The organism is Lacisediminihabitans sp. (assembly GCF_036404185.1).
Taxonomy (GTDB): Bacteria; Actinomycetota; Actinomycetes; order Actinomycetales; family Microbacteriaceae; genus Lacisediminihabitans.
Map to the genome: position 1 here is coordinate 1 of NZ_DASWPB010000125.1, position 11,017 is coordinate 11,017.

Sequence of the window (11,017 nt, forward strand, 5' to 3'; positions counted from 1 at the left end):
TACCCGGTGACCCCGTGGAAGAACGGTCTCGGCATCACCCGCGAGGTGCTTCGACACCCCGTCGGGACGACGGGCGAGACCTTCGACTGGCGTCTCAGTATGGCGGAGGTCACGGCGGACGCGCCGTTCTCGCCGTTTCCCGGCATCGAGAGGCACCTGGTCGTCGTCGCGGGCGGTGGCCTGCGCCTGGTCATCGATGGCCGGCGGCGGACGATGGGCGTCGGAAGCGATGCCGTCGTGTTCTCCGGAGGGGCCGTCGTGACGGCCAGACCGGTGGACGAGGTCGTGACGGATCTCAACCTGATGCTCCGCGAGGGCGCCGCGACGGGAAGTCTGACGCCGGTGGGCGGAGGCGAGGTGCGGGGGGAGCCCGGCTGGACCGTTCTTGTTGCGGTCGAAGATCTCCACGTGCGTGTCGAGGGATCCGTCCACGATCTCGGCCGGCTCGATGCGCTCCTGCTGGTCGCGGGGGAGCCCTTTGTCCTTGAAGTCGCGGCGCAGGGTGGCGGCCTGCCCGTGCTCGCGGTGCTGGCACGGATGACGGTTCCCTCCTGAGTCACTCGGCGACGGAGAGCAGCCGCTTCGTATAGGGATCCGCTGGCCGTTCGAGGACCTGTTCGACCCGACCGTTCTCGACGACCGAGCCGTCTCTCAGCACGAGCACTCGCGAGGCTACCGAGGAGACCAGCGCCAGATCGTGGGTGATGAACAACATCGACAGCCCTCTGTCGCGCTGAAGCCGTTGGAGGAGGGCGACGATCTCCGCCTGAACCGAGACATCCAGCGATGAGGTGATCTCGTCGCAGATCAGGAGGTCCGGCCTCGTCATGAGCGCTCTGGCCAGAGCGACACGTTGACGCTGGCCGCCGGAGAGCGAGCCGGGCATCGACAGGAGGTGGCGGGTTTCGAGACCGACACTCTCGAGCATCTCTGCGGCCAGCTCCCTGGATTCAGCCGCCGACCTGCCACGGGAGACCCGGGCGGCGGTGGCGAGGATATTTCCGACGTTCCTTCGGGGGTTGAGCGACGAGTAGGGATTCTGGAAGACGTACTGGATGGCTCCCAGCTCGTCGCGGCTTCGCCTGCTGAGGCTGCGTTCGAGGGGGCGTCCCTCCCAGCGCACCAGACCGCTGTAGTCGGAGTGCAGCCCGGCGATGCTCCTGGCGAGCGTGGTCTTGCCGCTGCCGGATTCGCCGACGACGGCGAGGCATTCCCCACGATCGATGGTCAGGCCGACCCCGTGGGTGATCTCGGCGGCGCCGTGTCTCGCCACGAGTTGTGCCACACGAAGGAGGGCCCTTTCGCCGGTCGGCACGGCCGCGATCGTCCGATGCGCGAGGGGATCGGGAAGCGCGGCGAGCAGGCGATGGGTGTACGGGTCGGTGGCGCTCTCCGCGAGCGTCGCGCTGGTCGTGTCGTCGACGATACGGCCCTCCCGCATCACGACGATGCGATCGGTGAAGGCGATCAGCATCCTGAGGTCGTGGCTGATGAGTACGACGCTCGAGTGATGCTCAGCGCTCAGCCGTTTGATGAGGGCCATGACGGTGAGCTTCGTCGAGGCGTCGAGCCCCGTCGTCGGTTCGTCCATCACCACGACGGCCGGATGCATCGCGAAGGCGATCGCGATGGCGAAGCGCTGCTGCTGCCCCCCGGAGAGCTGGTGGGGGAAGCGGGCGAGGAAGGCATCCGTGCTCGGCAGGCCGACCGAGGCGAAAAGCTCGGTCATCCGCTCCCGCTGAGCGGTGCCGTCGGTCAGCCCGTGGGCCGACATCACCTCGACGAACGATTCCCGTATCCGAAGTGCGGGGTTCAGGGCGGTCGCCGGGTCCTGGGGCACATAAGCGATCCTGTCCCCGCGCAATCCCCGCAGGACGGCCGCACCCGCGCCGGTGAGGTCCTCGTCGTGCACGATGATGTTTCCGCCGGCAAGGCGGAGGCCTTGGCGCTGGTAGCCGAGCAGGGAGAGTCCGAGTGTGGTCTTTCCCGAGCCGGTCTCACCGGCGAGACCGACGATCTCTCCCCGGGCGACGGCGAGGTCGATGGGGGGAAGGATGGTGCGATCTCCTTCCGTGGTCGTGATCGACAGGGCCGTGACTCGCACGGCGATGGGGTCTTGCTGTTCCGGCATGGTCACTGTCCGTTCGCCAGGGCGCGGGACAACCCGTCGCGGAAGAGGTTTGCGCCGACCAGGAAGACGCCGATGGCCAGTACCGGCGCCATGACCGCCCATGGCTGAATGGTCAGACCGCCCTGATTCTGGTGGATCATGCTGCCCCAGTCGTCGTGGGAGGAGCCGAAGCCGAGGTAGGAGAGCGACGCGAGCACCACCGCGGAGATGGCGAGACGGATGCTCAGCTCGAGCACGACCACCCCCGTGATGTTCGGCAGGATCTCGCGCCAGAACAGCCATCCCCATCGCGCTCCGAGGCCACGGGCCGCCTCGAAGTAGCTCTCGGTCGCCACCCTCTGAGCGGCGACCCTGACCACACGGGCGGTCTGGGGGATGTGCACGAATGCGATCACGGCGACGAGCGTCACCGGGGTGGCGCCGAGCCTGGTCAGCACAAGCAGCGCCACCACGATCTGCGGCAGAACGATGATCGCGTCGTTCAGGGACAGCAACAGTTCGGCGAGGCGGCGAGGGAGCACGGCGAGCACGATGCCGACGACGATGCCAAGGCCGACCCCGACGGCGGTCGCCGCGATCGCCTCGGTGAGAAAGATGCCGCCGCCGTTCAGCAGCCCGGACAGCACGTCTCGTCCGAGCACATCCAGCCCGAGGGGAAAGGCCCCGCTGGGACCGGCGAAGCTGCCGCCCACGAAGCTGTTCGGGTCATGGGGGAGGAAGAACGGTCCGAACAGAGCGATCAGGAGGATGGCTCCCACCAGAACGGCGCCGATGACGGCCCGCGGGTCGGTGAAGAGTCTGCGTGCGAAGTTCACGATGTCAGGGCCGTTCGCAGTTTCGGAGTGAGCAGGATTCCGCAGACGTCCGCGATCAGATAGATCACGAGCGCGGCGGTGGCCAGCAGCATCGCGATCGTCTGCACGACCGGGATGTCCCTGTTGGCGACGGCCGCGGTGAGCGCCGCACCGATTCCGGGGAAGGCGAACACGTTCTCGACGGCGACGATCCCTCCCGTCAGGTAGACCAGGGTGGTTCCGATCACCTGCAGGCTGGGGCCGATCGCGTTCGGCATGGCGTATCGCCAGAGCACCCGTCGCTCGGCGACGCCCGAGAGCCGCGCCCAGACGACGTATTCGCTGCCGAGCTCCTCCCTGACCGTCGTGCGCACCGACTCGGTGAAGTAGGGGATCGATCCGATGACCAGGGTCAGCACGGGAAGGGCGAGCAGGTTGCCCTGCTGCCAGATCGGCAGACCGGCGTCGACAATCGAGGTGGGCGGGAAGACCTTGATCACGTTCGTGGCGAGGAGGGCGATCACCAGGATGGCGATGATGAACTCCGGCAGCGCGATGATCACGAGCACGGCCGCGCTGACGAATCCGTCGGTGAAGCCCCTCGGACGGAGCGCCGCGCTCGTTCCGAGCAGGAGCGCCAGAGGGACCAGGATGATCACGGTGATTCCGACGAGCATCGTGCTGTTGGCCAGCCGGGGCGCGATCTCCCTGGCGACCGGTAGGCCGGAGGTGAGGGAGGTGCCGAACTGACCGCTCACCATGCCCCGCACCCAGTCGAGGTACTGCACGATCACGGGACGATGCAGGCCCAGCTGGTCGCGAAGAGCCTCGAGCTGTGCCTGCGTGGCGTTCTGCCCGAGAATCTGTCTCGCCACGTCTCCCGGAAGCGCCTGGGTGAAGAAGAACACGGCGATGGAGACGATCGCGAGCATGACGACACCGACGATCAGCCTTTTGGCCAGGTAACGGGCGATGGGATGACCGGATGGACCGGTCACCTCGTGAGTCGCGATCGTCGGTGTCGTCACGGTGCTCATCAGGACCTGAAGCTCAGATCTTTGAAGTTGTATCCGCTCGGTCCATCGCTGTTCGGATACGGCTTGTAACCGGTGACCTTGGCGGAATATGCGCTCACACTGTCGACGAAGAGCGCGACGATGTAGGAGCCTCGGTCGTATTCGATCTTCTGCATCTGGTGCTCGAGGTCGATGCGCGTCCTGTCGTCCACCGTGCGGACGGCCTTCTCATACAGGGCGTTGTACTCGTCGTCCTGCCATTTGGTCGCGTTGTACGGCGCGTTGTTGACGATCGTGAACGCGGCCTGATCGAAGATGCTCAACTGCCCCCAGAAGGAGAGCGACAGCGGGTAGGTGCCGTAGGCGTCGCCGTAGTACGTCGCCTCGTCGACCTTGTGGAAGGTCACTCGGAACCCGGCCGCTGCGACCTGTTGCACAAAGACCTCATTCTGTCGGTCTGCCGTGGACTGGATGGGGGCCGCCGTGAGGTCGACATCCACCCCGTTCGGATAGCCGGCCTGCGCGAGCAGCGCCTTCGCTGTGGCGATGTCCTGCTTGCGCTGCGGCAGATCGCTGTTGTACCCAGGATCCGTCGGTTCGAAGATGTCGTTGCCGATCTTCGCGTATCCGGAGTAGACCTGTTTGATCAGCTGCGGACGGTCGACGGCCAGCCGCAACGCCTCCCGCACGAGCGGATTGTCGAACGGCTTCTGCGTGACGTTCATCTGCCAGGTCAGAGTCCCGGTCGTGGGGTAGTCGTAGACCTTGTACGCGCTTCCCGCTGCCTTGACGACCGGCACGAGACTGGGATCGATCGAGGAAGCGACATCGATCTGGCCACCGACGAGGGCGTTGGTCATCGCCGTGCTGTCCGGGAACGAGACGAGTTCAAGCGAGTCGACGCCCGGCTGTCCCTTCGCGAAGTAGTTGGGGTTCGCGGTGAAGCTGATCCGGGTGCCCGGATCGTTCTTGGACAGGATGAACGGGCCGGAGCCGATCGGCTTCTTGGGATCGAATCCGACGGGAACGATTGCCATGGTCGGTGAGGTCAGGGCATCGGGAAAGACCACCGTCGGATAGTCCAGATGGAATTCCACGGTCTTGTCGTTGATCTTCGTGAGGCCCTTGTCGTTGAGATAGGGCAGTGAACTCGCCGGTGGGAGCTTCTTGTCGAAGATGCGTGTGAAACTGTAGATGACGTCGTCCGCGGTGACGGGCTTGCCGTTCGACCACTCCGCGTCGTTGAGGACGAGGGTCCAGGTGTCGGCCGTCTTGCCTGCCTTCAACGATTTGGCAAGGCGGTCGGTGACCTTACCGTCCGTGCCGTATTCGACGAGCGTGTCGAAAACCTGACGGGCGATCGCATAGCCGCCCGCTGTCGATGCCTTCGCCGGATCCAGGGCATCGGAGGTCGAGAGCGAGGCGATACCGACCTTGAGCGTCTTCGTGCTGGATGAACCCGTGCTGCTCGAACAGCCCGCGACGACCAGCAGGGTCGCCATCAGGGTGGCGATCAGGGCGAGAGCGGAGCGCTGTCGTCGATGTGAGGGGTGGGGATCCGTCGCCTCGGCGACGGATCCCGCGTCCATTTCTGTGGTGCGCATGTTTCCTCCAATGTGAACGGTAGCTGCAGTGTGTTTCGGGATTTTTGCCGGGGCCTGTGCGCATCCACTACAGGCCCCGGCGCCGGGCATCGTGGTTCTATTCGTCGATCAAGGACAGCCAGACCCTGGCCCCCGGCTCCAGCCAGGTCTTGATTCCGATGAGTTCGAGCTTGTCCGCCCCCTCGATCACCCAGCCGATGGCCGAGACGGGCAGTGGCTCCGGTGGGATGTCGTTGCCGTACATGATCGAGAGCTGCTGGCGGGGTCCGTAGTAGGACACGGCACCGCGGATCTCGGTGCCTCTCTCCGCCACCTCGGCGGCGAGGTCCTCCGGGTAGAAGATGTTCTCCCAGTCCGCGAGGATCTTGGTCTGCATGAGCAGCAGATCGCCGGTGAGCTTCCCGTGCTGCAGATAGGTGGCGAACGGCAGGCTGTCGCGGATCTTCTGGGCGATCTCCGGGACCTTGTCCTCCCAGATCTCGATGACGGCGATGTCCTCATCGGCGAGATTGAAGCGGATCTTCATGGTGGTACTCCTTGTACTTTGTACTGTTCTGACTCGGGCGCCGTGGTTCAGGCGTTGTTGGCGTCGATGATCTTCTGGAGCGGATTCACCCGGTGGAAGCCGTCGACGATGCCCCAGGGGAAGACGATGTCGACCCAGCCGTGCAGACGGTTGAAGTAGGTCATGGCCGACTCGGTCACCCTGGCGAATTCGTCGAGAGTCGTGGCGATGCGGATGGCCCCGACGTACATCTTGAGGATGTCGCCGCCCTCCGGCAGGCCGACGTAGTCGTTCATGTTGGCCTTGTACTGGCCCATCTCGTCCATGTACAGGACGAGGGTGCGAAGGTCGGCATCCGGATTGCGGGTGGCGGTCGCCCAGGCGAACCAGAGGATCTCGTCGGTGAGGGTGCGCAGTTCGTTCTCGGCGAAGATGAGCGTGGACAGATAGTTGTTCTTGGCACCCGTTCCCCGCGGCACCGTGCCCATCCCGAGATCGAGCACCTCTGCGGGGGGAACCTCCCAGATGGCATCGCGCGCCGCATCGATATGGGCGATGACCGCTTCGACGGACTCGACTTCTGTTCGTACTTCTGCTTGTGCTACCACGGTGGGTCTCCGGTTTCTCGAGGGATTTCGGGTGTGTAGAGAGACGATAGGTCGGCGACCGGCCTGTCTACCATCACATGCAATTGGATTTCACTAGACGGTTACAAGCGTGAAACACATTGTCACCAGGTGGCATTTTCGGCGACGGATCGATAGGGTGATCGAGCGCCCTCACTTCGGTGGCGCGGTCAGGAGGACCATGACTGCGATCGACGACGACAAGTCGGGATCGACCCGGGCCGTCGACCGCGCGTTGCACCTGCTGACGAGTGTGCTGGAGGGGGATTCGGGCAACACGCTCTCGGAGCTCGCTCGTTCGGCTGCTCTGTCGCCGAGCACCGCGTCGCGGCTGCTGGCCACCCTGGTCAACCACGAGCTCATCCAGCGCGACCTCGACGGCCGCTACAAGGCGGGCGTCCGGATGAAGCAGCTCGCCGCGTCCGCCTTTCGCGAGGATCAGCTCTACGAACTGTCCGGTCATCATCTCGACCAGCTGGTGGAGGAGACCGGGGAGACGGCGAGCCTCGCGGTCCCCGTCGGTGACGACGAGGTCCTGTACCTGCGTCAGGTGGCCTCGACCCACCAGGTGCAGACCATCGTCTGGACCGGGCGCACGATCCCTCGGGAGGGCACGGCCCTCGGCAGCGTCATTTCCGGCCCCGTCGGCGAGCGCGGTTATGCGGCGTCGCAGCGCCCGGACAGCGACGTGATCGCGGTGGCCGTGCCGATCCTCGGTCGCGGCGGGTCGATCCTCGGGGGCATCAGCATCAATGCTCCCGCCTACCGGACGACGGAGGACGACATCGCTCGTTTCGGCCTCGCCCTTCTGCGACACGGTCGGGAGTTGTCGCGATCGCTGGGCGCTCCGACCTCAGCTCCTGCCCACTAGGCGGCCCGTCAACGCCTTCGCCGTGGCCACGGCTGCCTCCCCGAGCGGATGCCAGGACGTCCGGTCGATCGAGATGGTGCGAAAGGTCAGACCGACGGCGGCCACCGGGTAGCCGTTGTGATCGACCGCGCTCGCCGCAACCGAGGAGTATTCGAGGGTGATGTCGCCGTCCTCCCTGGCCCATCCTCTCGTGCGGGTCTCCTCGAGGAGTCGCGTCAGGTCGGCGAGCGAGTCCGGTCTCGTGCCGTGGCGCAGGATGAGGTCCTCTCCGTGGGGATAGAGGGCGCGCACCTGCGCGGCGGGGAGGCGGGCGAGCATCGACCGGCCGGTCGCCGTCAGGTGCGCGGGCAACCGCACGCCGATGCTCGAGACCGTTGTCGGGGCGCGAAACGCCTGGGCCTTCGCGAGGTACAGCACATCCGCGCCGCTCAGCACGGCGAGATGGGCGACCACGGGCAGTCGGGTCTCGGCGACGAGTCGTTCCAGCAGCGGCTGGGCGAGCCTGGCCAACCGAGCGGCGTAGTGCGACGAAGAGCCGATCTCGGACAGGAGGCCGCTCAGGCCGTAGGCGCGATCCTCCGGGTAGCGCACGAGAAAACCCTCGTCGATCATGACGCGGATCAGCTGATAAGCCGAGGACCTTGGCATGCCGAGGTCGCGGGCGAGAGCGGACGCCGGAACCGGTGCGCCGCGCTTGGCGAGGTAGGTGAGCACCCGAAGGGCATTGCGGGCCGCCGGGATATCGGGCATCCATCCTCCTCGTAACGGTGACGAAACAGAGTTCGCAACTGTCTGATATCTCACACACCTTATCGCCAGCACCCTCGACGCGGCCGAGCTCCTGCGGCTGTAATGGCAGGCAGTCCCCCGAAACGGGCGTGAGAGAGAGCAGCAACGACGTGATCGATACAGATGCCGCAGGAACGGATGTCCGGATGGTCGACATCGGCACGGGAGCCCTCTCGTTCGCCGAGGTCGTCGCCGTCGCCAGGTACGGTGCGCCCGTGCGACTGAGCGCGGATGCCCTGGTCTCGATGTCGGAGAGCCGGGCCGTGATCGAGGCGCTTGCTTCGGACAGCCGACCGCATTACGGGGTCTCCACGGGATTCGGCGCCCTCGCCGCCAAGCAGATCCCGTTCGAGCAGCGGGCGCAGCTGCAGCGGTCGCTGATCCGCAGCCATGCGGCCGGCTCCGGCCCCGAGGTGGAGCGGGAGGTTGTCCGCGCTCTCATGCTGCTTCGGCTCTCGACCCTGGCCACGGGCCGCACGGGGGTGCGTCCCGTGGTCGCCGAGACCTACGCGGCGGCGCTCAACGCCGGCATCACACCCATCGTCTGCGAATACGGCAGTCTTGGCTGCTCCGGGGATCTGGCGCCGCTGGCCCACTGCGCTCTCGCTCTGCTCGGCGAGGGGCAGGTGAGGGATGCCGACGGCGCGCTCATGCCCGCGGCCGATGCGCTGGCCGCCGCGGGCATCCGACCGCTGGAACTGCACGAGAAGGAGGGCCTGGCTCTCATCAACGGCACGGACGGGATGCTCGGGATGCTCGTGCTCGCCATCACCGACCTGCGCGCCCTGGTGACCACCGCCGATCTCGCCGCGGCGATGAGCGTCGAGGGGCTGACCGGGACCGACGCCGTCTTCGCCGCCGATCTGCAGGCGCTGCGACCCCATCCGGGACAGCGCGACTCCGCGGCGAACATCCGCGCGGTGCTCGCCGGATCTCCCATGGTCGCCAGGCCGCACGGTTTCACCCGGGTCCAGGACGCCTACTCCCTGCGCTGTGCTCCGCAGGTACACGGAGCGGTGCGCGACACCATCGAGCACGCCGCGACGGTCGCCGGGCGGGAGCTGGCCTCGGCCATCGACAATCCCGTCGTCACACCCGATGGCCGGGTGGAGTCCAACGGCAACTTCCACGGCGCGCCGATCGGCTACGTGCTGGATTTTCTCGCCATCGTCACGGCGGACCTCGCGAGCATGAGCGAGCGCCGCACCGACCGGTTCCTCGACGCCTCGCGCAACCACGGTCTGAACGCCTTCTTGGCCGACGATCCCGGCGTCGACTCCGGCCACATGATCGCGCAGTACACGCAGGCCGGGATCGTCAGCGAGCTCAAACGGCTGGCGGTCCCGGCATCGGTGGACTCGATCCCGACCTCCGCGATGCAGGAGGACCACGTGTCGATGGGCTGGAGCGCGGCCCGCAAGCTGCGACGGTCGATCGACGGGCTCGGCAGGGTGGTCGCGATTGAACTGCTGACCGCGGCCCGGGCGATCGACATGCGCGCGCCGGTCGAGCCGTCGGCGGTGTCCTCCGCGGTCGTGGCGCAGCTGCGTACCCTCGTGCCCGGGCCGGGAACCGACCGTTACCTCGCCCCGGACATCGCGAATGCCCATGCCATGGTGCTCGACGGCTCGCTGCTGCTGGCCGCTGCATCCGTCGTTTCCGAAGCTGGAGGAGAACTTCTATGAGCGGACCCCGCCCCGTCAGGGCCTTTCGCGGCAGCACGCTGAACACGCTCGGCTGGCCGCAGGAGGCCGCGCTGCGAATGCTGCAGAACAACCTCGATCCCGAGGTCGCCGAACATCCGGACCGGCTCGTGGTCTACGGCGGATCGGGCAAGGCGGCGCGCGACTGGGACAGTTTCGACGCGCTCGTGCGCACGCTGACCACACTGAAGAACGACGAGACCATGCTCGTGCAGTCCGGTAAACCGGTCGGCGTGCTGCAGACTCACGAGTGGGCGCCCAGGGTGCTGCTCGCCAACTCCAACCTGGTCGGAGACTGGGCCAACTGGGACGAGTTCCGCCGGCTGGAGCAGCTCGGGCTCACCATGTACGGCCAGATGACCGCCGGCTCCTGGATCTACATCGGCACCCAGGGCATCCTCCAGGGAACGTACGAGACGTTCGCCGCCGTCGCGGCCAAGCGGTTCGGCGGCACCCTCGCCGGCACGATCACCCTGAGCGGCGGGCTCGGCGGGATGGGCGGCGCCCAGCCGCTGGCCGTGACCATGAACGGCGGCGTGGTGATCTGCATCGACGTCGACGAGTCCCGCATCCGCCGGCGGATCGAGCACGGCTACCTCGACGTTCAGGCGCCGTCGCTGGACGACGCGCTGCACCAGGCCATCCACGCCCGCGATGACCGGAAGCCTTTGTCCATCGGGGTTCTGGGCAATGCGGGGTCGATGCTCCCGCAGCTGCTGGCCAACGACGCCCCGATCGACATCGTCACCGACCAGACCTCCGCGCACGACCCGCTGAGCTACCTGCCGATCGGCGTCGAGTTCGACGAGTGGCACGACTACGCCGCCCGCAAGCCCGAGGAGTTCACCGGCCGGGCGCGGGCGTCGATGGCCCGCCACGTCGAGGCGATGGTCGGCTTCATGGACAAGGGGGCCGAGGTCTTCGACTACGGCAACTCGCTGCGCGCGGGCGCCGCCGAGGCCGGGCTGAACCGCGCCT

11 protein-coding genes are annotated in these 11,017 nt (G+C 66.7%); 4 read left to right on the forward strand and 7 right to left on the reverse strand.

Annotation, left to right across the window (positions count from 1 at the left end):
- On the forward strand, positions 1–555 hold a 555-nt coding region (locus VGC18_RS09170), incomplete at its 5' end, for a HutD family protein (protein ID WP_331096516.1).
- A 1-nt stretch (position 556) separates the two neighbouring features.
- Here the strand turns inward: VGC18_RS09170 and VGC18_RS09175 are convergent.
- From VGC18_RS09175 to VGC18_RS09200, 6 genes are all read right to left on the reverse strand, one after another.
- A complete protein-coding gene (locus VGC18_RS09175) occupies positions 557–2,131 on the reverse strand; it encodes an ABC transporter ATP-binding protein (protein WP_331096518.1) in 1,575 nt (524 codons plus the stop codon).
- 2 nt (positions 2,132–2,133) lie between these two features.
- Positions 2,134–2,946 carry an ABC transporter permease gene (locus tag VGC18_RS09180; RefSeq protein ID WP_331096519.1) on the reverse strand — a complete coding sequence of 271 codons (813 nt, stop codon included), beginning with the start codon at positions 2,944–2,946 and terminating at the stop codon, positions 2,134–2,136.
- On the reverse strand, positions 2,943–3,962 hold the full coding sequence (locus VGC18_RS09185) for an ABC transporter permease (protein ID WP_331096521.1): 1,020 nt from the start codon (positions 3,960–3,962) through the stop codon (positions 2,943–2,945). Before VGC18_RS09185 ends, VGC18_RS09180 begins: the two co-directional genes overlap by 4 nt.
- Entirely contained in the window at positions 3,962–5,545 is a 1,584-nt protein-coding gene (locus tag VGC18_RS09190) for an ABC transporter substrate-binding protein (RefSeq protein ID WP_331096523.1), read from the reverse strand. Before VGC18_RS09190 ends, VGC18_RS09185 begins: the two co-directional genes overlap by 1 nt.
- 97 nt (positions 5,546–5,642) lie before the next feature.
- Entirely contained in the window at positions 5,643–6,071 is a 429-nt protein-coding gene (locus VGC18_RS09195) for a hypothetical protein (RefSeq protein ID WP_331096526.1), read from the reverse strand.
- Positions 6,072–6,118: 47 nt separating this feature from the next.
- Positions 6,119–6,658 (reverse strand): hypothetical protein, encoded by a 540-nt coding sequence (locus tag VGC18_RS09200; protein WP_331096528.1) that lies wholly within the window; start codon positions 6,656–6,658, stop codon positions 6,119–6,121.
- Positions 6,659–6,857: 199 nt separating this feature from the next.
- Here VGC18_RS09200 and VGC18_RS09205 point away from each other — a divergent pair, with 199 nt between their 5' ends.
- Positions 6,858–7,547, forward strand: a complete 690-nt coding sequence (locus tag VGC18_RS09205; RefSeq protein ID WP_331096530.1) for an IclR family transcriptional regulator — start codon at positions 6,858–6,860, stop codon at positions 7,545–7,547.
- Here VGC18_RS09205 and VGC18_RS09210 read toward each other — a convergent pair.
- A complete protein-coding gene (locus VGC18_RS09210) occupies positions 7,530–8,297 on the reverse strand; it encodes an IclR family transcriptional regulator (RefSeq protein WP_331096532.1) in 768 nt (255 codons plus the stop codon). The genes VGC18_RS09205 and VGC18_RS09210 overlap by 18 nt on opposite strands.
- A gap of 185 nt (positions 8,298–8,482) precedes the next feature.
- Here VGC18_RS09210 and hutH point away from each other — a divergent pair, with 185 nt between their 5' ends.
- Complete coding sequence (gene hutH / locus VGC18_RS09215; RefSeq protein WP_331096537.1) at positions 8,483–10,021, forward strand: histidine ammonia-lyase; 1,539 nt, start codon at positions 8,483–8,485, stop codon at positions 10,019–10,021.
- Positions 10,018–11,017: urocanate hydratase (gene hutU / locus VGC18_RS09220; protein WP_331096535.1), on the forward strand; the 1,000-nt coding region annotated here is incomplete at its 3' end. The genes hutH and hutU, both read left to right, overlap by 4 nt.

Excerpts from the sequence above, each read along its gene's own strand:
- VGC18_RS09175 (WP_331096518.1), bottom strand. The coding sequence starts at position 2,131 with ATGCCGGAACAGCAAGACCCCATCGCCGTGCGAGTCACGGCCCTGTCG.
- VGC18_RS09185 (WP_331096521.1), bottom strand. The coding sequence starts at position 3,962 with ATGAGCACCGTGACGACACCGACGATCGCGACTCACGAGGTGACCGGT.
- VGC18_RS09190 (WP_331096523.1), bottom strand. The coding sequence starts at position 5,545 with ATGCGCACCACAGAAATGGACGCGGGATCCGTCGCCGAGGCGACGGAT.
- VGC18_RS09195 (WP_331096526.1), bottom strand. The coding sequence starts at position 6,071 with ATGAAGATCCGCTTCAATCTCGCCGATGAGGACATCGCCGTCATCGAG.
- VGC18_RS09205 (WP_331096530.1), top strand. The coding sequence starts at position 6,858 with ATGACTGCGATCGACGACGACAAGTCGGGATCGACCCGGGCCGTCGAC.
- VGC18_RS09210 (WP_331096532.1), bottom strand. The coding sequence starts at position 8,297 with ATGCCCGATATCCCGGCGGCCCGCAATGCCCTTCGGGTGCTCACCTAC.
- hutH (WP_331096537.1), top strand. The coding sequence starts at position 8,483 with ATGGTCGACATCGGCACGGGAGCCCTCTCGTTCGCCGAGGTCGTCGCC.